The sequence below is a fragment of the Streptomyces sp. NPDC002623 genome, from assembly GCF_053592635.1.
Window position 1 is genome coordinate 378,767 of the sequence record NZ_JBSFWB010000002.1, and the last position, 23,632, is coordinate 402,398.

Genomic DNA, 23,632 nt, shown 5'->3' on the forward strand with positions numbered 1-23,632 from the left:
GGCGTCACTCCTTCCGCCGCCGGAACCCGACCGGGCTCCGGTCCGCGGCGCGCGCCCGGCTGCCGCCCCGGCGCACCAGCGCGGTCTCCGGGGCCTTGACGAGCTCCAGCTCCGCCGCGAGCGCCCACAGCGCCTGGCGGACGGCGCCCTTGCCGTCGAGGGCGTGGACGCGGCCGGCGTCCACCGCGGCCTGGAGTTCCCGGAAGTTGGCGGGGACCGTGGTCGCGGCGATGGCCGTGCCGGTGATCTTCTGGATGAGCGGGGGCTGGATCTCGGTGCCGCGGGTGTGCCGGTTGACGACGACGGTCGTCTCCTCGGCCTTGCGGATCTGGAGCCGGTCCCACATGCGGACGGTGCGTTTGGCGCCGCGGACGGCGACCACGTCGGGGGTGGTGACGAGCAGTGCGCGGTCGGCGAGTTCGACGGCGGCCGCGCCCGCGCCGCTCAGCTGGGCGCCGCAGTCGACGACGACGACCTCGTAGCGGGAGCGCAGGGCGGAGAGGATCTGGCGGGCGGCGCGGTCGGTGACCTCCTCGCCGCGTTCGCCCTCGCCGGGGGCGAGCAGCAGGGCCACGCCGGTGTCGTGGCGGAAGACGGCCTCGGCGAGGATCCGGGGCGAGAGGTCGGTGATGGCGGCGAGGTCGACGACCGAGCGGCGGAACTGGACGTCCAGGTAGGAGGCGATGTCGCCGGCCTGGAGGTCGAGGTCGACGAGGGCGGTGGAGCGGCCGGAGGCCTGGGCGGCCAGGGCGAGCTGGACGGCGGTGAGGGTGGCGCCCACTCCTCCCTTCGCGCCGCTGACGGTGACGACCGTGCCGCCGACGCCGGTGAACACGTCGCCGCCGTGGCCGAGATGGCGTCGGACGCCGACCGACCACTGGGCGACGGCCTGGACTCTGTTGGCGAGATCCTCGTAGCTCAGTGGCAGGGTGACCAGGCCGCGGGCGCCGGAGTCCATGGCGGCGGCGAAGAGGCCGGGGCCGACGTCGGTGGTGACGAGGATGACGCCGACCGCGGGGAAGCGCAGGGCGACCTCGCGGACGAGTTCCAGCGCCGGTACGGGGCCGATGCGTTCGTGGACGACGACGACCTCGGGGAGTTCGTCGACCGACTCGGCGGCGAGCCGGGCGAGGGTGTCCACGAGCTGGGTGGAGTCGGAGACGGGGGCGACCGGTTCGGCGTCCGGGAGCTGGCTGAGCAGGGTGGTGAGGGAACGGACCGCGTCCGCGTCGCCGACGGCCGGGAGGATCCTCGTGGGCATGGGCGGCGGCCTCTCACTTGTCCGTGGCGAGTTCGTACGTACGGTCCTGGTCGGGGACCGGTGTGTCGCCGCCGGGTGCGACGAGGGCGAGGCGGACGCGCTTGGCGAACGACTCCGCGTACGTGATGCGCTGGGCGTCGAGAGTGGACAGCGCGAAGGTGATGGGGACCGCGTCGGTGACCGACTGACTGCGGTTGTTCGCGTCCGGTTCCAGGGGGGTCAGCTCGCCGACGTCGAGGACCCGGGCGTTCGTCACGATGATCTTCGACTGGTCGGGGTCGGAGTCGCGGGCGCCCTCGAACGTGGCGTAGACGTTGACGGACGACCCCGGGGTGATCTTGCCGGCGACGCCGGTGGCCGCGTCGATCATGATGGCGACCTCCTGCTGGCCCGGCTGGAGCGCGGGCTGGTCGACGATCATGTCGCTCTGCAGCAGGGAGCCCTTCTTGAGCGTCGTCACGGCGATCTTGCCGCTGATGGCGGCGAGGTCGGTGACGGCGTTCTCGGACAGCCAGCGCTTCGGCATCTCGATCTTCTTGAACTGGCCCGCGCTCAGGGTGGTGTAGGGCGCCACGTCGGAGCGCAGCTCGTACGCGGTGACCTCGGGGCCGACCTTGGACTTCACGTCGTCGATGACGGAGAGGACGCCGGCGAACGCGCCGAGGGCGCACACGACCGACAGGAGCAGGAGAATCACGCCGCGGCGCTGACGGGAGTTCATGAGCCGTACAACCTCGTCGGGGGTCGGGTCGAGCGGACGGAACGGGGGCCTGGGACGGTGCGGTTCAGCCGCCCGCGGTGAGTGCGCGGGCGGATCGGGCGGTGAGCTCGGAGGCGGGCGGCGGGGTGGCGGAGCAGAAGACGCAGCGGTCGCCGATGACGTCGATGCCGCACCAGTGACAGACGCTCTGGCGGACCGAGGCGACCAGTTGGTAGAGGACCGAGAGGTCGGGCAGGTAGGCGCAGAACTCGATCGCCTTGCCGGTGCCCCACCAGTCGGCGGACTCGGCGGGCAGCGTCGTCTCGCGCAGCCCCTGGACCTTCCAGGCGGGGGCGAGGACGTCGGTCACCCAGTCGGACTGGAGCTGTCCGCGGGCGACGAGCAGCCAGGTGCCGAACTCCGGTCCGGGCAGCACGGTTTCGGGGGTCGCCCTGACCAGTTGCGGCTGCGGGTGGGCGAGCACGCCGAACTGGGCGCCCGGGACCCACGACCGGGCATGCGACTTCAGGCCGACGACGGGAACGCGGTCGAGACGCGCGACCGAGCCGAGGAGCGCGCCCGCGTGGATGTAGTGGGTGAGCAGCCGGCCCGCGGAGGCGAGGACGCCGGGCCCGAGGTCGCAGGAGGCCAGCTGACGCAGCTGGCGGGCGAGGACGGCGACCCCGAGCGGTGGCAGGTCGGGGCGGAACAGCGCGATGCGGTCGCTCTCCAGGAGGGAGCGGATGGTGTGCAGTCGCTGTTCCACGGCGGTGGGCGCGGCGCGCGAGTACAGGACGATCAGGTGCCCGTACTGGTCGAGGAGCGCCTGGACGGCGGCGAGGGACCGGTCCAGCGGCTGGCGGTCGAGGTCGGCGAGGACGGCGGCGGGCAGGGTGCGTTCGTCCTGTGGCGGCAGCGCGAGGTCTGCTCCGGTCACGGCAATGGCTGTTGGCACGCGCAGCTCCCCGACTCCCGCAGTCCGGTCCGCCGGCGTTACTCCGGTGGACCGCAGTGACTTCATTGCGTGACTACCTCAGCACTGTATCCACGCCCCTGTGGCCGGAGAACAGCTTTCCGTAGCTGGTAAGCAACTGTTCTTCGCGCAACTCACAGCAAAACGGGGCAGGTTACGCACACCGACCCTCCACAAACGGACCCCTTGACAACCGGGATTGGTCTGGACCACTTTGTTGTCATGTCCCCACTTAAACGAAAGTCACGCGTGACACGAGTGACACGACTCCGGTCGGGAGCCGCGGGCGCGATCGTCGCCGCCCTCGCCCTGTCCCTGACGGGCGCGGCTCAGGCGTCCGCCGCGGACCTGAACAACGCGAAGAACGCCGGCTTCGAGTCCGGCCTGACCGACTGGACGTGCTCCGCGGGCAGCGGTACGACCGTCTCCTCCCCCGTGCACGGCGGCGCGGCCGCGCTGAAGGCGACGCCCGCCGGGCAGGACAACGCCAGGTGCACCCAGACGGTGGCGGTGAAACCGAGTTCCACCTACACGCTGAGCGCCTGGGTCCAGGGCGGCTACACCTACCTGGGCGTGACCGGCACGGGCACGACGGACGTCTCGACCTGGACCCCCGACTCGTCGACCTGGAAGCAGCTGTCGACGACCTTCACCACCGGCGCCTCGACGACCTCGGTGACGCTCTACACCCACGGCTGGTACGGCCAGGCGGCGTACTACGCCGACGACGTCTCCGTCTACGGCCCCGACGGCGGCGGAGGCGGCGACCCGGCCCCGACGGTGCCGAGCGCGCCGAGCGGACTGTCCGTGTCCGGCACGACGTCGTCGTCCGTCTCCCTCGCCTGGAACGCGGTGTCCGGCGCGACCGGCTACTCCGTCTACCGGGGCGGCACCAAGGTCACCGCCGTGACCGGCGCCTCGGCGACCGTGACCGGGCTCGCCGCGTCGACCTCGTACAGCTTCCAGGTCACCGCGACGAACGCGGCCGGCGAGTCGGTGAAGTCGACGACGGTGACGGCCACGACGTCGGCCGTCCCGACCGGTCCCACCCTGCCGAAGCACGCGGTGACGGGGTACTGGCAGAACTTCAACAACGGCGCGACGGTCCAGCGGATCTCGGACGTCCCGTCCCAGTACGACATCATCGCCGTGGCCTTCGCGGACGCGACGACGACGCCGGGCGCCGTGACCTTCAACCTGGACTCGGCCGGCCTGGGCGGCTACACCGTCGACCAGTTCAAGGCGGACGTCAGGGCGAAGCAGGCGGCCGGCAAGAAGGTCATCGTCTCGGTGGGCGGCCAGAACGGCACGGTGTCGATCAACGACTCCGCCTCCGCGGCGAACTTCGCGAACTCGGTGTACGCGCTGATGCAGACGTACGGCTTCGACGGCGTCGACATCGACCTGGAGAACGGGCTCAACGCGACCTATATGTCGCAGGCGTTGAGGTCGCTGTCGGGGAAGGCGGGTTCGGGGCTGGTCCTCACCATGGCCCCGCAGACGATCGACATGCAGTCGACCTCCAACGCGTACTTCCAGACCGCGCTGAACGTGAAGGACATCCTCACGGTCGTCAACATGCAGTACTACAACAGCGGTTCGATGCTGGGCTGCGACGGCAAGGTCTACAGCCAGGGCTCGGTGGACTTCCTGACCGCGCTCGCCTGCATCCAACTGGAGGGCGGACTCGCCCCGTCCCAGGTGGGCCTGGGCCTGCCGGCCTCACCCAGCGGCGCGGGCAGCGGGTACGTGTCGCCGACGGTGGTCAACAACGCCCTGGACTGTCTGACGAAGGGCACCGGCTGCGGCTCCTTCAAACCGTCGAAGACCTACCCCGACCTGCGGGGCGCGATGACCTGGTCGACCAACTGGGACGCGGCGGCGGGCAACGCCTGGTCCAACGCGGTCGGCCCGCATGTGCACGGGCTGCCGTAACCGCAGCGCCCCGAAGTCCACCGCCTCCGCCGCCTACCCCGCCGGCCGGTAGTACCCCAGCACCCACGCCAGCTGTGCGAACCAACCCTGCAAGCGCTCTCGTGGCTTCGCCGTGACCACGCACTCGTAGACCCTGCCGTCCACGTGCACCACGGCGACCATGAGGGCCTTGCCGTTGGGGGCGGCCTTGTAGTGCACGCTGCGGATCTCGGGCCAGGGGAAGTCGACGGTGATGTCGTACATCTCGAAGGCGACGCCCGACGCGTCGACGACGACCGAGTTGTGCTTGTCGACCGCCAGGAACTCCGGGCCGGGCTGCGGCGGGACCGCCTGCGGGGCGTACTGGGGCGGAGGCGGGCCGAAGCCCGGCGGGATCGGCGGCGTCGGCGGCGTCGGCGGCTGGTCTGTCACAGCCGAAACCTACCCGGCGGCCCCTGTGCGACCGCTTTCGGTCCCCTGGAAGCCCCCCTTGAAACATTCCGCGTGCCCCAGCGCATTAATGAGATGAGGACGGCACGGCAACCGACGCAGGGGGAACACTCATGAGGCAGGTCCGCGCGGACGAGTACGCCGAGTTCGCGGCGGCCCGTACCGGGCACCTCTACCGGTCGGCGTGTCTGCTCACCGCCGGGGACACGCACCTCGCCGAGGATCTGGTCCAGGAGACCCTCGGCAGACTGTACGTCCGCTGGGGCCGGGTGTCCCGGGTCGAGAACCCGGCCGGATACGCGCAGACCGTCCTCACCCGCACCTTCCTCGCCCACCAGCGCCGGCGCAGCAGCCGCGAGCGGGCCGTCGACACGTTCCCGGACATGGCCGACGGCGGCGGCACCGACACGCCGTTGAGAATGACGCTGCTCCAGGCCCTCGGGCGGCTGCCCGCCAAGGACCGGGCCGTCGTGGTCCTGCGGTACTGGGAGGACCGCTCGATCGAGGAGACCGCCGGCGCGATGAACGCCAGCTCGGCGGCCGTGCGGACGCGGTGCACACGAGCCCTCGGACGGCTGCGGGAACTGCTGGGCGAGGACATCGGCGAGTACGCCCGCCCCTGAGCCTCCCGGTCCGACTTCCGGTTCGGCCTCCCGTTCGACTCCCGGTTCCTCTGGCCTTCGCCCCCATCACTTCGACCCATCTTGCGGAAACGGTGGTTCACCATGCCCGTCGACCAGCACAGCGATCCCTTCGAGGAGCAGCTCTCCGCCGCCCTGCACGAGGCCGGCGGCACCTTCGGCAACCCGGGCGCCGAGCTCACGGCCGCCGGTCAGGCCCGGGGCCACCGGCTGCGACTGCGGCGCAGGGCCGCGGTCGCGGGGAGCGCGGCGGGCCTCGCCCTCGTGGGGGTGGGCGGGGCACTGCTGGTGCCGTGGGGCGGCGCCGGAGGCACCTCGAAGCCGTCCGCCGCCGCCGCGACCGGCAGCAGCGATGTCGCGCAGCCGGCGTTCTCCGCCGACGACGTCGTCCGCACCCTCCAGAAGCTGCTCCCCGAGGGGAAGTTCACCAGGACGGAGGCGCGCGGCACGGACGGGGAGCTGCCGCCGCTCGCCACGGGCGTGTTCGACGACGGCAAGGGCGACGCGGCCGTCTCGGTGGGCCTGGACCAGATCCGCCCGGACGGGAGCGAGGTCAATCCGTCCGGCCAGGTGATGCCCTGCCCGGACAGTCCGGACTCGGGCCTCGACAGCTGTAAGACCGAGCTGCTGCCCGACGGGTCCGCGATCACCGTCTACCAGGGCTACGAGTATCCCGACCGCCGTGAGGAGACCAAGGCGTGGGGCGCGGACCTGGTCACCCCGGCCGGGCAGCATGTGAGCGTCCTGGAGTGGAACGCCCCGGCGGAGAAGGGCGAGCCGGTCAGCCGCCCCGAACCGCCGTTGACCGTCGCGCAGTTGAAGACGCTCGCGGCGGCCGACGACTGGCGCCGGATCATCGCCGCCATCCCCGCGAAGGACGTGAAGCCGACCCCGGCCACCTCGTCGTCCCAGGCCGACCCGGCCGTCCAGGTGCAGCGGATGCTCTCCGTCCTGAGCATGACCCTCCCCGACAACCTGACGATCGGCATCAGCGGCGGCCAGGAGGGGTTCGTCTACGCCGTCGTGGACGACGGCAAGGGGAAGAGCTACGTCCAGGTCAACCTCCAGCTGAACATGTCCGACGTCGCCGACCAGCTGTACGGCTCCGCCGAGACCCTCCCCGACGGCACCCGTGTCGCGACGAGTCAGGGGCCGGGCGAGAAGGGCGGCGAGGGCGTCGTGATGTGGACCGTGGACACGATGCGCAAGGACGGCAGGCGGGTGGTGATCAGCGCGTTCAACTCGGGCAGCCAGTCGACGGCCGCGACCCGCCCGGAACCCGCCCTCACCATGGCCCAGCTGCGGAAGATCGCGCTCAGCTCGCACTGGGACGTGCTCGGCGGCTGACGAGTCGGCGGCCGAGGGCCCGTCCGTCAGCGGTCGGCCAGCAGCGCGATGATCTCCTTCGTCGTGCCCGGCTCGCCGATCAGCGGGAAGAGGTACGACACGCCGTGCCGGTGCGCGTCCTCGTTGATGTCGGTCATCGCGTCGACGGCGAACGTGACGTGGTAGCCGTGCTCGTGGGCGGCGCGGGCGGTGGACTCGACGCCGAGGCTGGTGGCGATGCCGCCCAGGACGATCTGGGTGACGCCCCGGCGGCGCAGCCGGATGTCGAGGTCGGTGCCGTGGAAGGCGCCCCAGTTCCGCTTGGCCACCAGGATGTCCTCGTCGTGGCCGGTGAGCGGCTCGGCGATCGGGCCCAGGTCGTAGGCGCGGGAGCGGCCGCCGGCCAGTCGGGCCGCCTCGCTGCGGCCGGACGTCGCGTCGGCGCCGTCGGGCGAGGTCACCATCCGGACCAGGACGACGGGGGCGCCGGCGGCGCGGAAGGCGTCGGCGAGTTCGGCGGCCCGGGCCACCACGTCCGCCGCCGGGTAGGGCTTGGTGGGGGCGGCGAGCGTGCCGGCCTGAAGGTCGATCAGCACGAGCGCGGTCTTGTCGTCCAGCACGGTCACGGCCACGGCCTGGCACCTCTCCTAGGGGATCAGCAGCCTAGGAGAGATGATTGCCGAACTCAAGCTTGACTTAATCAAGCTTGAGTTTCTCAAACAGTTCTGCAGGTGTGGGGACACGTCAGAAGAACTCCGACCACGGCTGGTCCCAGACCTGCTTCACGCACAGCACCAGGAACAGCAGCCCCGCCAGCACCAGCATCGCGTTGCTCAGCAGCCCGTTGCGCCACTCGCGCGGGGTACGGGAGGAGTTGAGCAGCCACAGCAGCGTTCCCGCCAGGAACGGCAGGAAGGCCGCGCCCAGCACGCCGTACAGGATGATCAGACGGAACGGCTGGCCCTGGAAGAGCAGCACGATCGGCGGGAACGTCAGCCAGAGCAGGTACGCCCGGAAGGGCCAGGAGCGCTCCCGCTCGCCGGAGGCGACCTCCTTCCCGCTCGCGCCGCCCCGGCCGCGGAAGCGGGCCACGAAGTCGGCGAACATCAGGCTCACGCCGTGCCAGACGCCGATCAGCGAGGTGAAGGAGGTGGCGAAGAAGCCGATCAGGAAGAACTTGGCCGTCGCCGTGCCGTACTCCGCCGCCAGGATGTCGCTCAGCTGGATGAGCCCCTTGTCGCCGCTCGCGATCGCCACGTTCGCGGAGTGCAGCAGCTCCGCGCCGACGAAGAGCATGGCGACGACGAAGATGCCGGTGGTGATGTACGCGACCCGGTTGTCGAGCCGCATGACCTTCATCCAGCCGGTGTTCGTCCAGCCCTTGGCGTTGACCCAGTAGCCGTACGCGGCGAGCGTGATGGTGCCGCCGACGCCGCCGATCAGGCCGAGGGTGTTGAGGACGGAGTCCTTCTCGTCCGGCAGGACCGGCAGCAGGCCCGCGAAGGCGTCGCCCAGGTTCGGGGTGACCCGGATCGCCAGATACACCGTCACCACGAACATGACGCCCACCAGGACGGTCATGACCTTCTCGAAGACGGCGTACTTGTTGAACCAGACGAACACCAGGCCCACCAGCCCGCAGGCGACGGCCCATGCCTTCAGGTCCATCACGTCCGGGAACAGCGCCTGGAGCGGCAGCGCGCTCGACGACATCGCCGCCGCGCCGTAGACGAAGCCCCAGACGACCACGTAGACGACGAAGAACCACGTCGTCCAGCGGCCGAGGCTCGCCCAGCCGTCGAAGAGGGTGCGGCCGGTGGACAGATGCCAGCGGCCGGCCGCCTCGGCGAGGGAGATCTTGACCAGGCAGCCGACGACCGCCGCCCAGAGGAGGGTGTAGCCGAAGTTGCTGCCCGCGATCAGGGTGGCGACGAGGTCGCCGGCGCCGACACCGGTCGCGGCGACGACGATGCCCGGGCCGATGTACTTCCAACTCGCTTTGCGGGGGGAGGGGTTGCGGGAGGGATTGTCGATGTCGGATGTTGCCTCGGTGTCCGTGGGGTTTCCCGTGGTGTCCGCCATGAAGGTCAAGAAAGCCCAAAGACGCCGGTCCGACAAGGGGGCGTGCGCGATCTCCACCCGAAGTGATCACGCTCCCCTCAAACCACCCGCCGGTCGAGCGCCTCGCGCCGCTCGCAGCCGTCGCCCCCGCAGGTGCCGAGTTCGAACCAGACCGTCTTGCCCGCCCCCTCCTGGTGGCAGCTCCAGCGCCGGGCGAGCGCGTTCACCAGGAACATCCCCCGGCCGCTCTCCGCACCGCCCGCCTGCAGCACCTGCGGGACGCGGCGGCCGGAGTCGGTCACCTCGCAGCGCAGGACACCGTGCGCGGCGTTCAGCGTGAGGCGGAAGCTGCTCGCGCAGTGCAGCAGGGCGTTGGTGGCCAGTTCGCTGACGAGCAGCTCGGCCGTGTCCACCAACTCCGCCCGGTCCGCCAGCCCCCAGCCCTCCAACTGCCTGCGCACCTGCGCGCGGGCCTCGCGGACGGCGGAGGGCCGGGGCTCGTACTCGACGCTCGAATGGCCTGCTCCTATCGGCGGTTGAGGGTAGGCGGCGTACTGGGGGCGGGGGTCCGGGAGGGGGCCGCTTCCCCCGGAAAGTCGCAGCATGGGTTCAGGATGTCCTCCCCCGGGCCGTCCACGTACGGGGAGGACTACCCGATTCCGTACCCGTCGAGAGGCCCCGGCCACGTCTACGCGTACTGCAGTCGTACGGTCGTGCCTACGCCGGCGTCGACCCGGCCGTCCGCGCCCGCATAGGCGTCCCGGACGTCGACGTACGCGCACACCTGGCGGGCGAACCACAGGCCCTGGCCGGGTGCCGGCTCCAGCGTCGGCGGCGGGACGAAGCCGGCCAGGGGGTCGTCGAGTCGGCGGGCGAGGAGCAGTTCGCAGACGCAGCCGGGCGCCTCGCCCCACAGCAGGGCCCCGGTGACCGGTCCGAGGGAGGCCGCCTCCGCGACGGCCGTGGCGAACAGCTCCGCGTCCGCCGCGCCCAGTCCACGGCCGACCGCCCAGGAGCGGACGGCGTCCGGGGCGGGGTCGGCGAGCCGCCGGGCGTCGGCGGGCGTCGGGGGCAGCGGCACGGCGTCCAGCTCCGCCGCCACGCACAGCGGGTCCGCGTAGACGCCGGTGTCGGGGTGGGCGCGACGGGCCGCCTCGATGAGGACGGAGCCTGCCGTACGGGTGTCGTAGACGCACATCGCGGTGGTCGCCGTCGGCGCGAAGAGGAGGTTGGCGAGGGCCTCGTAGCGGATCCACTCGGCGCTCTCCCGCGGGGAGCGGCCGGCCCTGCCGTTCCACACGGGCTCCATGAGGAGGTGGACCCGGCCGCCCGGACCGGCGTGCGCGGCGAGGTGGCCGGCCGCCCGGGCGATGGCGTTGGCCGCCGAGCCGGTGTACCAGTCGGTGTGCGGGACGAGGCCGACGTGCCGGGCGTCCGCGCCGAGGGCGTCGCGCAGGAGGTCCAGCTTGTCGGGGGCGACGATGGCGACGGGCGGGGGCTCCTCGGCTGCGGCCAGGCCCTCGGCGAGGAAGGGGAGGGCGGCGGCGACGAACCCCTCGTCCGTGGCGGAGACGGACATGCGGTGGTCGAACGTCCCCGGGGCGGTGGCGGGCTGAGCGGTCATGGATCCCCATCGGTCGAGCGGTCGGGTGGATGCAACTCGCCTGGGTGTCAGCGTTGGGCGGTCACCCAGGAGGCGATCTGGCTGCGGTTGCTGAAGCCGAGCTTGCTGAGGATGCGTTCGACGTGTCCTTCGGCGGTGCGGCGGGCGATCACCAGCCGGTCGGCGATCTGCTGGTTGGCGAGCCCCTCGGCGACGAGTTCGGCGACCTGGGCCTCACGGCGGGTGAGCCGGACGCCGGGGGCGGTGGGCGGTTCCTCCACGGGGGCCGGCGCGGGCGCCATCTCCTCCAGTTCGAGGGCGACCACGTCCGTGAGCGTGAGGGCGGCCCCGCGTTCGTACGCCCGGCGGAACGCGGCGCGTCCGATCGCCGCCCGGACGCGCTCCTCGCTGCCGCGCCGGGTGGAGTTCAGACAGGCGGAGCCCCACCGGTCGCGGTCGACGTCCGCCCAGGCCCGATCGGAGCCGCCGAGGAGGACCGCCGCGTGTTCGTGGGCGCCGCGGGCCGTCGCGATCCGGGCCAGCAGGTCGAGGGTGAGGCCCATGCCCAGGACGTCGTGGACCGCGTGCTTGAGACGTATCGCCTCCCGGCCGTGCCGCTGCGCCCGCTCCCAGTCGCCGCGCACGCTGTGGGCCAGGGCGAGGATGCGCTCCACGTACGACAGCACCCATCGCTCCCCGTGCCCGTCGCACAGCCGCCGGGTCGCCTCGCAGACCTCGATGGCCTCGTCGGCGCGGCCCAGGTAGGCGAGGGCGCAGGCCAGTTCGACCCGGTCCAGGCCGACGAGGCTGAGGTGCTGGCCGGGGACCCGGCCGCGGGCGACGCCGGCCCGGAAGTGGTCGAGGGCGCCGGTGAGGTCGTCGCTGAAGAGCCGGATGACGCCCACGACGTAGTCGGCGTGGGCCGCTTCCGCCTCGTCGCCGAGGGTCTCGGCCAGCTCGCGGGCCTGCTGCGCGCGGCGGCGGCCCCGGGTGAGGTCCTCCGGGCAGCCGGCGAGGAGGCCCGCGACCCACAGGGCCCTGGCCCGTTCGGGGGTGGGGTCGGGGTTGGCCTCCAGGGCCCGGTCCAGCCAGTAGCGGCCCTCCCGGGGGGCTCCGCAGGCGTGCCAGTGGAACCAGAGGGTGCCGGCGAGCCGCAGGCCCGCGTGGGACTCGCCGGGGGTGGTGAGGCTGAAGTCGAGGGCGCTGCGCAGGTTGTCCTGGTCGGCGCGCAGGCAGGCGACGATGTCCGGCTGCGCGGGGCCGAACCAGTCGCGCTCGGCGGTGGCGGCCTGCCGCTGCATCCGGTCCCGGTGCCGGACCAGCGCCCGGTGCTCCTCGCCGGGGCGCTCCCGCAGGCGCTCCAGGCCGTACTGCCGGAGGGTGTCGAGGAGGCGGTACCGTGCGCCGCCCGTCGGGCCGGTCTCCCGGCACAGGACGGACTTGTCGAGCAGGCCGGCCACGGCGTCCAGGACGTCGCCGGCTTCCAGGACGTCGCCGGCTTCCAGGTGTCCCTCCCCCGCGCACACCGCCTCGGCCGTCTCCAGGTCGAAGGTGCCGGGGAGGACGGACAGCCGGGACCAGGTCAGCTGTTCCTGTGCGTCGCAGAGTTCGTAGCTCCAGTCGATGGCCGCGCGCAGGGTCTGGTGGCGTGGCGGGTCCGTGGGGCTGCCGGTGGTGAGGAGGCGGTAGCGGTCGTCCAGGCGGGTCAGGAGCTGGGGGAGGTCCAGGACGCGCATGCGGACCGCGGCGAGTTCGATGGCGAGGGGGAGGCCGTCCAGCCGTCGGCAGAGGCGGGCGACCGAGGCGCGGTTGGCCGCGGTGAGGCGGAAGCCGGGGGCCACCGCGGCCGCCCGGTCGGCGAAGAGCGCGAGGGCCGGGTAGCCGTCGGCGGCGGTGAGGTCGCCGTCCGGGTCCGGGACCGGCAGCGGGCGGACGTCCATCAGGTGTTCCTCGGTCAGGCCGAGGCGGTGGCGGCTGGTGGCGAGGACGCGGACGCCGGTCGTGCCCCGCAGGAGGGCGCCGGCCAGCGTGGCGCAGGAGGCGAGCAGGTGTTCGCAGTTGTCCATGACCAGGAGCACCCGGCGGTCCGTCAGCTGCTCCACCAGCGCGTCCAGCGCGGGGCGTTCCGAGTGGTCGTGCAGGTCGAGCGCGTCGGCCACGGCCAGGGGGACCAGGGTCGGATCGTGCAGGCCGGACAGGGGCACGAAGCGGACGCCGTCGGGGAAGGCCCGTTCCACGCGGGCCGCGATCCGGCCGGCCAGCCGGGTCTTGCCGACCCCGCCGGGGCCGCTCAGGGTGACCAGTCGGGCTCTGGCCAACAGCTCACGGCCCGCTGTCAGTTCGCTCCGCCGGTCGACGAAGCTGGTCGTCTCCACCGGCAGGTGACCGTCCCGGCGCGGCGCTGATCCGCCCATGAACAGTCCTTGGTCGTCGTCGCGAATCCCCAGCCTTCCCCGAGGCGTACATATATGCACACTCGCCTCACACGCGTGGGTGCACTTCGCGTGGGATCGCTTCGGGAGGCGCCGCCGCGACTACACTGCGCGGCCGGTCGGGTGCCGATTCCGCATGATTCCAGCCACATCGACGCTTTGTCGTCTCTTGACCTGCTCATGCCATACACCGACGATGAGCGACACCCGTACCGCCGCACAGCAAGCGCACAGCCCCCCACAACCCGACTCCCCACCAGGAGCGTTCATGCGACTTCGCATTCGCGGCTCAGGCTCAGGCAGTCCCGGCGCCACCGGCCGCCGAAGCGGCAGACGGACCGCCGTGCTCGCCGCCCTGCTGGCCCTCGCCCTCGCGGCGCCGGTCTCGGCGACGGTCACCGACGCGGCGGCGGGCAGCGCCCCGAAGGCGGCGCCCTCCGCCGACGACATCCGCCAGTACGAGATCCACATCGCCCACAGCACCCCGCAACTGCGCACCGCGATCGCCGCGTCCGGCGTGAGCATCGACGAGGCCGACGAGGAGACCGTCGTGGTCTCCGGCCGCGCGGAGCACATCAAGAAGCTGCGCGCGCAGGGGTACGAAGTGTCCCTGCTGGGCTCGGCGCCGGACCGGGTCGCCGAGGACGAGGTACGGCTCTTCGACTTCCCGTCCGCCGACTCGCGCTACCACAACTACGCCGAGATGACGACGGAGATCGACCAGCGCATCGCCGCCTACCCCGGCATCATGAGCAAGCGGGTCATCGGCAAGTCGTACCAGGGCCGGGACATCGTGGCCATCAAGATCAGCGACAACGTGGCCAGCGACGAGGCCGAGCCGGAGGTGCTGTTCACCCACCACCAGCACGCCCGCGAGCACCTCACCGTGGAGATGGCCCTGTACCTGATCCGCGAGCTGGGCGCCGGCTACGGCTCCGACTCACGCGTCACCAGCATGGTCAACGGCCGCGAGATCTGGATCGTCCCCGACCTCAACCCCGACGGCGGCGAGTACGACGTCGCCACCGGCTCCTACCGCTCGTGGCGCAAGAACCGGCAGCCCAACTCCGGTTCCTCCTACGTCGGCACGGACCTCAACCGGAACTGGAACTACAAGTTCGGCTGCTGTGGCGGCTCCTCGGGCACCACGTCCTCCGAGACCTACCGGGGCACCTCCGCCGAGTCCGCGCCCGAGGTGAAGGTGGTCGCGGACTTCGTGCGCAGCCGGATCGTCGGCGGGAAGCAGCAGATCACCGCCGGGATCGACTTCCACACCTACAGCCAGCTCGTGCTGTGGCCGTTCGGCTACACCACCGCCGACACGGCGACCGGGATGACCGTGGACGACAACGCGGCGTTCAAGGCCGTCGGGCAGAAGATGGCCGCGAGCAACGGGTACACCGCCGAACAGGCCAGTGACCTGTACATCACGGACGGGTCGATCGACGACTACCTCTGGGGTACGCAGAAGATCTTCTCGTACACCTTCGAGATGTACCCGTCCTCCAGCGCGGGAGGCGGGTTCTACCCGCCCGACGAGGTCATCGAGCGGGAGACGTCCCGTAACCGGGATGCGGTGCTGCAGCTGTTGGAGAACGCGGACTGTATGTACCGGTCCATCGGCAAGGCGACCCAGTACTGCAGCTAGTCGGCTTCCTTGACCTCTACGTCTACATCGTCGTCCTCGGCGTCGCCTTCTTCGAAGTAGGCGTCGAGGACGTCGTCCAACTGCTTCTCCCACTCGCCGAAGCGGGCCCTGGCCGTCGCCTCGATCTCGATCGGGTACCAGCGGCGGTCAGGGGTGTGCACCGTGATGGTGAACCGCTTGCCGAAGCGCGGTGACTCCGTCTCGATCGCGCCGATCTCGTCCCAACGGAACTCGCACTCCTCCTCGTCGAGGCGGAGCCGGACGCCCTTGGCGTCGGCGGCGATCCGCGCCCGGCGGTCGGAGGCCTCGAAGACGGGGCCCTCGGACGACAGTTCCTCTTCCGAGTCCTCATCCGAGTCGTCGTCCGACTCCGCCTTCTCGGTGGAGGTCTCCGCGGCGGGAGTCTCCTCTGTCGTCGACTCCCCCTCTTCGTCCTCGGCCGGCTTCGCGTCCTCCGGCTCCGCGGTCACGGGCGACGTGAGCCCGGGGATGAATGCCGGGTCGAATCCGGCGCCCTCCAGGGGCTGGCTGCTCGAACCTATGCGCTGCTCCACAGCGGGCAGTATGGTCGAAGATCCTGTGCCGGACACAGCCAGCCCCTACTTCGTTACCGGAGACCTACACGAAGAGGCTCAATCCGGCCGCCATCACGAACCCGACCACCGACAGCACCGTCTCCAGCACGGTCCACGTCTTGAGGGTGTCGCGCTCGCTGATCCCGAAGTACTTGGCCACCATCCAGAAGCCGCCGTCGTTGACGTGCGAGGCGAAGATCGAGCCCGCCGAGATGGCCATGATGACCAGGGCGACGAAGGCCTGCGAGTGGTCGCCCTCCGCCAGCAGCGGCGCCACGATGCCCGCCGTCGTCACGATCGCGACCGTCGCCGAGCCCTGGGCGACCCGCAGGACCACCGAGATCAGGTAGGAGAGGACGATCACCGGGAGGCCGACGTCGTTGAAGGTGTCCGAAAGCGCCTGCGCCACCCCGCTCGCCTTCAGGACCGCGCCGAAGATCCCGCCCGCGCCGACCACCAGCAGGATGTTGCCGACCGGCTTCAGCGAGGCCGTGGACACCGTCTCCAGGGACTTGCGGGACCAGCCGCGCCGGATGCCCAGCAGGTAGTACGCCAGGAACAGGGCGATCGTGAGGGCCACGAAGGGGTGGCCGAAGAACTCGACGACCGAGCGGCCCGTGGAGGGGTCGAGGGCGATCGAGGAGAAGGTCGCGGCGAGGATCAGGACCAGCGGGGTGCCGATGATGCCGAGGACCGTGCCCAGCGGCACCGGGTCCTCCCGCGGCTCCACACCCTGCTCGCGCTGCTCGTCGATCACCGCGAGCCTGGCCTCCGCGGCGGCCTCCACCATGTCCTGCGGCACCGCGACGAAGAGGCGCTTGCCGACCCAGGCGGAGAACGCCCACGCGGCCAGGACGGCCGGGATGCCGCAGACGACGCCCATCAGGATGACCCAGCCGAGGTCCACGTGCAGCAGGCCGGCCGCGGCCACCGGGCCCGGGTGCGGGGGCAGGAACGCGTGGGTCATCGACAGACCGGCGAGCAGCGGGAGGCAGTAGAGCAGGATCGACCTGCCGGAGCGCTTGGCCGCCGCGTACACGATCGGCGCGAGGACGAAGATGCCGACGTCGAAGAAGACCGGGATGCCGAAGATCAGGCCGGTGAGGCCCATGGCGAGGGGCTCCCGCTTCTCCCCGAACAGGCCGAGCAGCCGGGACGCCAACACCTCGGCCCCGCCGCTGACTTCGAGGATCGCCCCGAGCATGGTGCCCAGGCCGATGATGATCGCGACATGGCCCAGGATGCCGCCCATCCCGGACTCGATGGTGGACACGGCGTCCGAGCGCTGGACCGTGCCGAAGAGTTCGGTGACCGAGAGTCCCGCGAGCAGGCCGACGGTTATGGAGACGGCCAGGAGGGCCACGAAGGGCTGGAGTCTGACCTTGATGATCAGGAAGAGGAGCAGGGCGATGCCGAGGGCGGCGACCGTCAGAAGGCCTGCGGTGCCGTCGACGAGGAGCAGCAGGCCTCCGGTGTGAGGTGGGGTCTCGGCCGGGGCGGAGGCGGCGAGCGGAAGGGACATGGGGGTCCTCTGCGTAGACGCATACAGCTTTCGGGCAGGGGGGAGCGCGGCGCGGCACCCCGTGGGGTGCCGCGCCGTTCACGGCGTGCGGGAATCGGGGGGGGGCGGGTGTCAGCCGAGGACGGCGAGTGCGTCGATCTCGATGAGGAGCCCGGCGGGGAGGCCGACGTAGACCGTCGTGCGGGCGGCCGGGGGCGCGGTGAGGCCCTGCTCCTCGAAGTAGGCGTTGTAGATGCCGTTCATCTCGGCGAAGTGGTCGACGTCGGTCAGATAGACGCGGATCATCATCGCGTCGTCCCAGCTCGCGCCGCCCTCCTCGAGGATCGCCTTGACGTTGGCGAGGGTCTGCAGGGTCTGCTCGCGCAGGGTGGGTCCGGCGGGCGTGGGGGGCTTGCCCTCCTCGGCGGGCAGGAAGCCGACCTGGCCCGCGACCTGCAGGATGTTGCCCTTGCGCACGCCGTGCGAGAACTTCGCGGGCGGAGCGGTGTGGGTCTTGGGGGTGAGGGCGGTCTTCTCGGTCACTGGGTGTCCTTCGCTGGCGTTCTTCCGGAGTACTCCCCGCTGATGGCGTCCGCCGCGCGGCGGACCAGCGGGAGCAGGGTGAGGAGTTCGTCGGCGGTGACGACGACGTTCGGCGCGGAGACGGACATCGCGGCGACCACCCGGCCGTCGGAGCCCCTGATCGGCGCGGCGACACAGTTGATGGACTCCTCGTGGCCGCCGAGGTCGGTGGCCCAGCCCTGTTCGCGCACCTTCTCCAGCTCCCGTACGAAGGCGGGGGCGTTGGGGGTCGAGCGGGCCGTGTAGAGGGGGTAGTCCAGCTTCTCGGCGACCGCGCGCCGCTCGGGCTCGGGCAGGTCGGCGAGGAGCAGCTTGGCGACGGCGGCGACCGTGATGGCGACGGGCTTGCCGATCCGCGAGTACATGCGCACCGGGTAGCGGCTCTCCACCTTGTCGATGTAGAGGACCTCGCCCTCCTCGTACACGGCGAGATGGACGGTGTGCCCGCAGGTCTCGTTCAGGCGGACGAGGTGGGGGTGGGCGATCTCGCGGATGTCGAGGTTCTCCATCGCCTCCTGGGCGAGGGCGAAGAGGCGCGCGCCGAGGCGGTAGCGCTGGTCGGACTGGCGGTAGACGAGGCCGTGTTCGTGCAGGGTGCGCAGCAGCCGCAGGGCCGTCGATTTGTGCACGCCGAGGCGGTCGGCGACCTGTCCCAGGTCGGCGGGGCCTTCGGCGAGCAGCGGCAGGATGCTCAGGGCGCGGTCGACGGTCTGACTCATGGGGTGGGTACCTCCTCCGGGGCCACGGCCTTGGTCCAGCCGGGGCCGAGTCGAAGTGTCTCCCACGACCGGTCGTCGAGGTCGGCCAGCCGGTCCGCGTGCTCGCGCGTCGGGGGTACGGCGAGGTCGCCGGGGGCGGTGAGGGCGGCGGCGGCCATGAGGTGCCCGTGCCGCAGCCGCTCCCGCGCCGAGAGCCCGCGCAGGGTCGCGGAGAGGAACCCGGCGGCGAAGGCGTCCCCGGCGCCCACCGCTGCGCTGACCCGCACGATCGGCGCGGACACGAAGGTGACCGTCGGCCGCCCGGTGCCGTCGTTCTCGAATGCCGTCGCCCCCCGGGCCCCCTGCTTCACCACCAGCACGTGCGGTTCCGGCAGCGCCGCCCTGATCGCCGTCGGGCCGCCGGTGATCCCCCACGCCTCCTCCGCCTCGTCCTCCCCGACGAAGACGAGGTCCGCTGCGCGGGCGAGTTCCAGCAGCACGCGCGGGCCGTCGGCGCTGCGCCAGAGCCCGGAGCGGTGGTTGACGTCGAAGGAGATCAGCGGGCGTCCGGGCCGGCGGGCCGTCAGTTCCCGCAGCAGGCCCAGGCAGTCGTCGGAGAGGGCGGCCGTGATGCCGGTCAGGTGCAGCACGCGGCCGGCGCGGACGGCGTCGAGGTCGACGGTGTCGACGGACATCGCGGAGGCCGCGGACCCGGTCCGGTAGTAGGCGACCTCGTGCGCGTCGGTGGCCCGGTCGCCGGCGGTGCGGAAGTAGACGCCGGTCGGGCGGGCGGGATCGCGCCGTACGGAGGCGACGTCGACGCCGTAGGAGCCGACGGCCTCGACGAGATGGTCGCCGAAGCCGTCCGCGCCGACCCGGCTGACCCAGCGCACCGGGTGTCCGGCGGCCGCCAGCGCGCAGGCCACGTTGGACTCCGCGCCGCCGATGGCCCGGTCGAAGGACGGCACGTCGGCGAGGCGGCCCGGCCGGGTGGGCAGGAAGGTGACCATGGACTCGCCGAGCGCGACCACGTCTACGACGTCCACCTCGTGGCTCCTGTGCTGGTGCGGGTCGGCGGCTCCGTTGACCCGGCGTTGGCCGAGATGTTAGACAGCAGTAAGCGACATACGCAATGGACGTTGCAGATATTGCAACGCTCCTGATCAGGGAGGTTCCATGAGCACCGAGGCAAGCGAGGCGCTGGCCCGACTGGCCGAGGAACGGGTCGACCACCGCTTCAAGGGCCTCCCGCCGGACGCCGACGGCCTCACCGTCGGCGAGTTGGCCGCCCAGCGCCGCAACCTGTTCACCGGCGGCTTCGCGACCCCGGTGCTGGCCCTCTCCGCCGAGCGCCTGGAGCACAACCTCGACCTCATGGAGACGTACGCGGCCCGGCACGGTCTCGCGTTCGCCCCGCACGGCAAGACCTCCATGGCCCCGCAGCTCTTCCGCCGTCAGATCGACCGCGGCGCCTGGGGCATCACCCTCGCCGTCCCGCACCAGGTGCGGGTGGCCCGGGCGTACGGCGTCCAGCGGGTCTTCCTCGCCAACGAGCTGGTGGACCCGGCCGCCCTGCGCTGGATCTCGGCGCAGCTCGACGCCGACGCCGGCTTCCGCTTCGTCTGCTACGTCGACTCGGTGCGCGGGGTCGAGCTGATGGACGCCGCCCTGCGCGGCGCCGGCCGCCCGCTGGACGTCGTCGTCGAACTGGCCGCCGGCGAGGGCGCCCGCACCGGGGTGCGCACGGAGGCCGAGTGCGCGGCGGTCGCGGACGCGGTGGCCGGCGCGGCGAGCCTGCGGCTGGTCGGGGTCGCGGGCTACGAGGGCGAGGTCCCGCAGGCCGACCCGGAGCGGGTGCACGCGTGGCTGCGTCGACTCGTCGCCCTCGCCGTGGACTTCGACAAGGCGGGACGGTTCACGGGCGCCGAGGAGATCGTGGTCAGCGCGGGCGGCAGCGCCTGGTTCGACGCGGTCGCCGACGTCTTCGCCGAGATCCCCGAACTCTCGCTCCCGGTCCTGAAGTTGCTGCGCTCGGGCGCGTACGTCTCGCACGACGACGGCCACTACCGCAAGCTCACGCCGTTCAACCGGGTACCCGGGGAGGGCGCGCTGGAGCCCGCGTTCCGGCTGTGGACCCAGGTCGTCTCCCGCCCCTCCCCCGAGCAGGCGTTCCTCAACGCGGGCAAGCGGGACGCGGCCTACGACCTCGACCTGCCCTTCGCCCAGGCGGTCCGCCGGGACGGCACGGAACGCCCGGCCACCGGCGTCTCGGTGACCGGCCTGTCCGACCAGCACGCCTGGCTGCGCACCACCGCCGAGGCGGACGTCGAGGTCGGCGACTGGATCGGCCTGGGTCTGTCCCACCCCTGCACGTCCTTCGACAAGTGGCCGCTGATCCCCGTGGCCGAGGCGGACGGCACGGTCGTCGACTACATCCGCACGTTCTTCTAGGACCTGTCCTCATCGCACTTCTCATCGCTGGAGGCCGGTCATGGAAGAACTCGTCATCCGGGACGCGGACGTCGTCGACGGCTCGGGCGCGTCCGCGTACCGCGCCGATGTGGTCGTGGGCGGCGGCCGGATCGTGGGGATCGTGCAGGAGGCGGCCGCGGCCGGGTGCCAACGGCCCAGGGCGCGCAGGGAGCTGGACGCCGAGGGGCTCGTCCTCTCCCCCGGCTTCATCGACATGCACGCGCACAGCGACCTCGCCCTGCTGCGCGACCCCGACCACAGTGCGAAGGCCGCGCAGGGCGTGACCCTCGAGGTGCTGGGCCAGGACGGTCTGTCGTACGCCCCGGTCGACGACCGGACGCTGGCAGAGGTCCGGTCGGCCATAGCCGGCTGGAACGGCCCCGGCGACGACGTCGACTTCGACTGGCGGTCGGTGGGCGAGTACCTGGACCGGCTGGATCGCGGGATCGCCGTCAACGCCGCGTATCTGATCCCGCAGGGCACGGTCCGCGCCCTCGCCGTCGGCTGGGAGGACCGCCCGGCCACGCCCCGGGAGCTGGACCGGATGCGGCAGCTGGTGGCGGAGGGGCTGGAGCAGGGCGCGGTCGGACTGTCGTCCGGGCTGACGTACACGCCCGGCATGTACGCGCAGGACGCCGAACTCACCGAACTGTGCCGGGTGGTGGCGTCCTACGGCGGCTACTACTGCCCCCACCAGCGCAGTTACGGCGCCGGTGCGCTGGCGGCGTACGCGGAGATGGTCGAGCTGACCCGCAGGGCGGGCTGTCCGCTCCATCTCGCCCACGCCACCATGAACTTCGGCGAGAACGAGGGCCGGGCGCCCGAGCTGCTGGCGCTGCTGGACGAGGCGTTGGAGGCGGGCGCCGACATCAGTCTCGACACCTACCCCTACACCCCCGGCAGCACCACGCTCGCGGCCCTGCTGCCCAGTTGGGCGAGCGAGGGCGGCCCGGCGGAGATCCTGCGCCGTCTCGCGGACGACGAGACCGCCGAGCGGGTCCGTCACCATATGGAGGTCGTCGGCGCGGACGGCTGTCACGGGGTGCCGGTGGACTGGGAGACGATCGAGATCTCCGGCGTGGGCGACCCGGCGCTCGGGGAGTACGTCGGCCGTACCGTCCGGGAGTCGGCGGCCGCGCGCGGCGAGACCCCCTGGACGACGGCCCGCCGGCTGCTCCTCGACGACCGGCTCGCCCCCTCGGTCCTCCAGCACGTGGGCCATGAGGAGAACGTCCGGACGATCATGCGGCACCGCGTCCACACGGGCGGTTCGGACGGCATCCTGCAGGGCGCGAAGCCGCATCCGCGGGCGTACGGCACGTTCCCGCAGTATCTCGGCCGGTACGTACGGGAGTTGGGCGTCCTGTCCCTGGAGGACTGCGTCGCCCATCTCACCTCGCGCCCGGCGGCCCGGCTGCGTCTGGCCGACCGGGGCCTGGTCCGCGAGGGCTACCGCGCCGATCTGGTGCTCTTCGACCCGGCGACGGTCGCGGCGGGCTCCACCTTCGACCGCCCGCGCACCCTGCCGAGGGGCGTCCCGCACGTGCTGATCGACGGCCGGTTCGTCATCGAGGACGGTCGCCGCACGGATGAGTTGGCGGGCAGGGCGGTCCGTCGCAGTCCCGTGTGACGGAACGCCCACTCTTGACCCTACGGCCGGCGCAACCCCCTATAGGGGCGCGGGGAACTGCGCGACCGGCCACAGCGGACCCGCAGTCGCCCGACAACCGATCGCACCCCCCGACGGAGTGCTACGGCTTGGGCAGGGTGCAAGCGGCAGCGCTGAGGTTGAGCTGGTTGCCGGTCGTGAAGCAGGCCGGGATCTGGTAGATCTCCTGGGCGTAGTTGATGCCCTCGCGGACGGTGACGGTGCCGCTCTCGCTGACCTCGCACGGGTTGTTCACCGTGCAGGTCTCGCCGTCCTCGTTGCCGGTGTTGTTGACGGCGACGACCTTGCCGGTGGCCTGGTCGATCACCGGCGAGCCGGAGGTGCCGCCGATGGTCTGGCAGGCGGAGGTGTAACGGATCGAGTCCTTCCAGGTCCAGTCGCCCTCCTTCAGGCGGTACGCGAACCCGTCGATGCTGCAGTTGTAGAGCGTCTTCCAGTAACCGGAGGCCACGGTGATGGCGGTGCCGGCGGTCGGGTGGGTGTCCTGCACGGTCAGCGGGGCGATCCCGTACGCGGACTGGATCGTCGCGTAGGTGCTGGTGAGCTGGTAGATCGAGACGTCCGTGTCGGTCATCGTCCCGTAGGCGAGCTTGCTGGCCCGGAGGGTGGCGACGCGGGTGCCGGCGGAGTTGAGCAGGCCGAAGGTGCGGCTGGAGGCCTGGTTGACGAGCACCTCGCCCGGCTCCGGGAAGCCGGTCGTCAGGCAGTGGCCGTTGGAGAGCACCAGCGCCGGGTCGGTGGCCAGCGAGTTCGGGAAGCGGATGACCGAGCCGGAACAGTTGCTGAGCGCGACGGTCCCGGCGAGCGTGACGGCCTGGAGCGTGGGCGCGGCGGCCTTGGTCTCGGTCGTCGTCCCGGCCTGGGCCGCGGCCGGTGCGCTCACCGGCGCCGCGACCGCGGGTGCCGCGCCTGCCCCGGCGATGGCCAGGGCGATGAACGCGGCGACGAGAGGCTTTCTCATGTGGGGGTCCCCTCTTACGACAAGGCGACCGGAGATCTTCCGGCCGCCCGTTGACTTGTCATGCACAGTTTTGTCATGCGCATTGTTAGTGCCGTGGGGGGTGAGATCAAGAGTCGGTTTTCGGCCGCCGGGACTACCCTGGAGAGGGGCGCAGTTCAGAGATCG

The 23,632-nt window shown here is 71.8% G+C and carries 21 protein-coding genes; 6 read left to right on the forward strand and 15 right to left on the reverse strand.

The window, feature by feature from the left end:
- Nucleotides 1-4: 4 nt before the first annotated feature.
- The 3 genes from ACWD4O_RS04410 to ACWD4O_RS04420 form a co-directional block, all read right to left on the reverse strand.
- Entirely contained in the window at nucleotides 5-1,261 is a 1,257-nt protein-coding gene (locus ACWD4O_RS04410; protein ID WP_351910028.1) for an AAA family ATPase, read from the reverse strand.
- A 13-nt stretch (nucleotides 1,262-1,274) separates the two neighbouring features.
- The gene (gene cpaB / locus ACWD4O_RS04415; RefSeq protein ID WP_451277290.1) at nucleotides 1,275-1,982 is read right to left on the reverse strand and encodes a Flp pilus assembly protein CpaB; all 708 of its coding nucleotides are present in this window, start codon (nucleotides 1,980-1,982) and stop codon (nucleotides 1,275-1,277) included.
- Between the two features lie 64 nt (nucleotides 1,983-2,046).
- Nucleotides 2,047-2,916, reverse strand: a complete 870-nt coding sequence (locus tag ACWD4O_RS04420; RefSeq protein WP_451277292.1) for a hypothetical protein — start codon at nucleotides 2,914-2,916, stop codon at nucleotides 2,047-2,049.
- Nucleotides 2,917-3,156: 240 nt separating this feature from the next.
- On the opposite strand from ACWD4O_RS04420, the gene ACWD4O_RS04425 reads away from it, so the two are divergent.
- Entirely contained in the window at nucleotides 3,157-4,869 is a 1,713-nt protein-coding gene (locus ACWD4O_RS04425; protein ID WP_451277294.1) for a chitinase, read from the forward strand.
- Nucleotides 4,870-4,902: 33 nt separating this feature from the next.
- On the opposite strand, the gene ACWD4O_RS04430 is transcribed toward ACWD4O_RS04425, so the two are convergent.
- Nucleotides 4,903-5,280 (reverse strand): hypothetical protein, encoded by a 378-nt coding sequence (locus ACWD4O_RS04430; protein ID WP_451277296.1) that lies wholly within the window; start codon nucleotides 5,278-5,280, stop codon nucleotides 4,903-4,905.
- A gap of 131 nt (nucleotides 5,281-5,411) precedes the next feature.
- Here ACWD4O_RS04430 and ACWD4O_RS04435 point away from each other — a divergent pair, with 131 nt between their 5' ends.
- The gene (locus tag ACWD4O_RS04435; RefSeq protein WP_358801030.1) at nucleotides 5,412-5,921 is read left to right on the forward strand and encodes a SigE family RNA polymerase sigma factor; all 510 of its coding nucleotides are present in this window, start codon (nucleotides 5,412-5,414) and stop codon (nucleotides 5,919-5,921) included.
- A 102-nt stretch (nucleotides 5,922-6,023) separates the two neighbouring features.
- Nucleotides 6,024-7,286, forward strand: coding sequence for a hypothetical protein (locus ACWD4O_RS04440; protein ID WP_451277298.1), 1,263 nt, complete (start codon nucleotides 6,024-6,026; stop codon nucleotides 7,284-7,286).
- A 26-nt stretch (nucleotides 7,287-7,312) separates the two neighbouring features.
- On the opposite strand, the gene ACWD4O_RS04445 is transcribed toward ACWD4O_RS04440, so the two are convergent.
- From ACWD4O_RS04445 to ACWD4O_RS04465, 5 genes are all read right to left on the reverse strand, one after another.
- Entirely contained in the window at nucleotides 7,313-7,897 is a 585-nt protein-coding gene (locus ACWD4O_RS04445) for an isochorismatase family protein (protein ID WP_451277300.1), read from the reverse strand.
- A 112-nt stretch (nucleotides 7,898-8,009) separates the two neighbouring features.
- Complete coding sequence (locus tag ACWD4O_RS04450; RefSeq protein WP_451277302.1) at nucleotides 8,010-9,347, reverse strand: Nramp family divalent metal transporter; 1,338 nt, start codon at nucleotides 9,345-9,347, stop codon at nucleotides 8,010-8,012.
- A gap of 77 nt (nucleotides 9,348-9,424) precedes the next feature.
- Nucleotides 9,425-9,931, reverse strand: coding sequence for an ATP-binding protein (locus ACWD4O_RS04455; RefSeq protein WP_451277304.1), 507 nt, complete (start codon nucleotides 9,929-9,931; stop codon nucleotides 9,425-9,427).
- Between the two features lie 83 nt (nucleotides 9,932-10,014).
- Entirely contained in the window at nucleotides 10,015-10,950 is a 936-nt protein-coding gene (locus tag ACWD4O_RS04460; RefSeq protein WP_451277306.1) for an anti-sigma factor RsbA family regulatory protein, read from the reverse strand.
- Between the two features lie 47 nt (nucleotides 10,951-10,997).
- Nucleotides 10,998-13,343 carry an ATP-binding protein gene (locus ACWD4O_RS04465; protein ID WP_451277308.1) on the reverse strand — a complete coding sequence of 782 codons (2,346 nt, stop codon included), beginning with the start codon at nucleotides 13,341-13,343 and terminating at the stop codon, nucleotides 10,998-11,000.
- A gap of 286 nt (nucleotides 13,344-13,629) precedes the next feature.
- Here ACWD4O_RS04465 and ACWD4O_RS04470 point away from each other — a divergent pair, with 286 nt between their 5' ends.
- Entirely contained in the window at nucleotides 13,630-15,009 is a 1,380-nt protein-coding gene (locus ACWD4O_RS04470) for a M14 family metallopeptidase (RefSeq protein ID WP_451277310.1), read from the forward strand.
- On the opposite strand, the gene ACWD4O_RS04475 is transcribed toward ACWD4O_RS04470, so the two are convergent.
- From ACWD4O_RS04475 to ACWD4O_RS04495, 5 genes are all read right to left on the reverse strand, one after another.
- On the reverse strand, nucleotides 15,006-15,563 hold the full coding sequence (locus tag ACWD4O_RS04475) for a hypothetical protein (protein ID WP_451277312.1): 558 nt from the start codon (nucleotides 15,561-15,563) through the stop codon (nucleotides 15,006-15,008). The genes ACWD4O_RS04470 and ACWD4O_RS04475 overlap by 4 nt on opposite strands.
- Nucleotides 15,564-15,627: 64 nt before the next feature.
- The gene (locus tag ACWD4O_RS04480; RefSeq protein WP_451277314.1) at nucleotides 15,628-17,106 is read right to left on the reverse strand and encodes a GntP family permease; all 1,479 of its coding nucleotides are present in this window, start codon (nucleotides 17,104-17,106) and stop codon (nucleotides 15,628-15,630) included.
- Nucleotides 17,107-17,217: 111 nt separating this feature from the next.
- Nucleotides 17,218-17,628, reverse strand: coding sequence for a RidA family protein (locus ACWD4O_RS04485; RefSeq protein WP_451277316.1), 411 nt, complete (start codon nucleotides 17,626-17,628; stop codon nucleotides 17,218-17,220).
- On the reverse strand, nucleotides 17,625-18,386 hold the full coding sequence (locus tag ACWD4O_RS04490) for an IclR family transcriptional regulator (RefSeq protein WP_450948154.1): 762 nt from the start codon (nucleotides 18,384-18,386) through the stop codon (nucleotides 17,625-17,627). The genes ACWD4O_RS04485 and ACWD4O_RS04490 overlap by 4 nt, the downstream gene beginning before the upstream one ends.
- Nucleotides 18,383-19,375, reverse strand: a complete 993-nt coding sequence (locus ACWD4O_RS04495; RefSeq protein ID WP_451277733.1) for a sugar kinase — start codon at nucleotides 19,373-19,375, stop codon at nucleotides 18,383-18,385. The genes ACWD4O_RS04490 and ACWD4O_RS04495 overlap by 4 nt, the downstream gene beginning before the upstream one ends.
- A gap of 166 nt (nucleotides 19,376-19,541) precedes the next feature.
- Here ACWD4O_RS04495 and ACWD4O_RS04500 point away from each other — a divergent pair, with 166 nt between their 5' ends.
- Together ACWD4O_RS04500 and ACWD4O_RS04505 are read left to right on the forward strand one after the other, a co-directional pair.
- Nucleotides 19,542-20,816: an amino acid deaminase gene (locus tag ACWD4O_RS04500; RefSeq protein ID WP_451277319.1), complete on the forward strand. Its 1,275-nt coding sequence runs from the start codon at nucleotides 19,542-19,544 to the stop codon at nucleotides 20,814-20,816.
- Nucleotides 20,817-20,856: 40 nt separating this feature from the next.
- A complete protein-coding gene (locus ACWD4O_RS04505; protein WP_451277321.1) occupies nucleotides 20,857-22,467 on the forward strand; it encodes an N-acyl-D-amino-acid deacylase family protein in 1,611 nt (536 codons plus the stop codon).
- Nucleotides 22,468-22,588: 121 nt separating this feature from the next.
- Here the strand turns inward: ACWD4O_RS04505 and ACWD4O_RS04510 are convergent, their stop codons facing one another.
- Complete coding sequence (locus tag ACWD4O_RS04510; RefSeq protein ID WP_451277323.1) at nucleotides 22,589-23,467, reverse strand: S1 family peptidase; 879 nt, start codon at nucleotides 23,465-23,467, stop codon at nucleotides 22,589-22,591.
- Nucleotides 23,468-23,632: the final 165 nt, after the last annotated feature.

Coding starts and splice junctions, on each gene's coding strand:
- ACWD4O_RS04410 (WP_351910028.1), bottom strand. CDS start 1,261: ATGCCCACGAGGATCCTCCCGGCCGTCGGCGACGCGGACGCGGTCCGT.
- cpaB (WP_451277290.1), bottom strand. CDS start 1,982: ATGAACTCCCGTCAGCGCCGCGGCGTGATTCTCCTGCTCCTGTCGGTC.
- ACWD4O_RS04425 (WP_451277294.1), top strand. CDS start 3,157: ATGTCCCCACTTAAACGAAAGTCACGCGTGACACGAGTGACACGACTC.
- ACWD4O_RS04435 (WP_358801030.1), top strand. CDS start 5,412: ATGAGGCAGGTCCGCGCGGACGAGTACGCCGAGTTCGCGGCGGCCCGT.
- ACWD4O_RS04440 (WP_451277298.1), top strand. CDS start 6,024: ATGCCCGTCGACCAGCACAGCGATCCCTTCGAGGAGCAGCTCTCCGCC.
- ACWD4O_RS04450 (WP_451277302.1), bottom strand. CDS start 9,347: ATGGCGGACACCACGGGAAACCCCACGGACACCGAGGCAACATCCGAC.
- ACWD4O_RS04455 (WP_451277304.1), bottom strand. CDS start 9,931: ATGCTGCGACTTTCCGGGGGAAGCGGCCCCCTCCCGGACCCCCGCCCC.
- ACWD4O_RS04460 (WP_451277306.1), bottom strand. CDS start 10,950: ATGACCGCTCAGCCCGCCACCGCCCCGGGGACGTTCGACCACCGCATG.
- ACWD4O_RS04465 (WP_451277308.1), bottom strand. CDS start 13,343: ATGGGCGGATCAGCGCCGCGCCGGGACGGTCACCTGCCGGTGGAGACG.
- ACWD4O_RS04470 (WP_451277310.1), top strand. CDS start 13,630: ATGCGACTTCGCATTCGCGGCTCAGGCTCAGGCAGTCCCGGCGCCACC.
- ACWD4O_RS04480 (WP_451277314.1), bottom strand. CDS start 17,106: ATGTCCCTTCCGCTCGCCGCCTCCGCCCCGGCCGAGACCCCACCTCAC.
- ACWD4O_RS04490 (WP_450948154.1), bottom strand. CDS start 18,386: ATGAGTCAGACCGTCGACCGCGCCCTGAGCATCCTGCCGCTGCTCGCC.
- ACWD4O_RS04495 (WP_451277733.1), bottom strand. CDS start 19,375: ATGGTCACCTTCCTGCCCACCCGGCCGGGCCGCCTCGCCGACGTGCCG.
- ACWD4O_RS04500 (WP_451277319.1), top strand. CDS start 19,542: ATGAGCACCGAGGCAAGCGAGGCGCTGGCCCGACTGGCCGAGGAACGG.
- ACWD4O_RS04505 (WP_451277321.1), top strand. CDS start 20,857: ATGGAAGAACTCGTCATCCGGGACGCGGACGTCGTCGACGGCTCGGGC.
- ACWD4O_RS04510 (WP_451277323.1), bottom strand. CDS start 23,467: ATGAGAAAGCCTCTCGTCGCCGCGTTCATCGCCCTGGCCATCGCCGGG.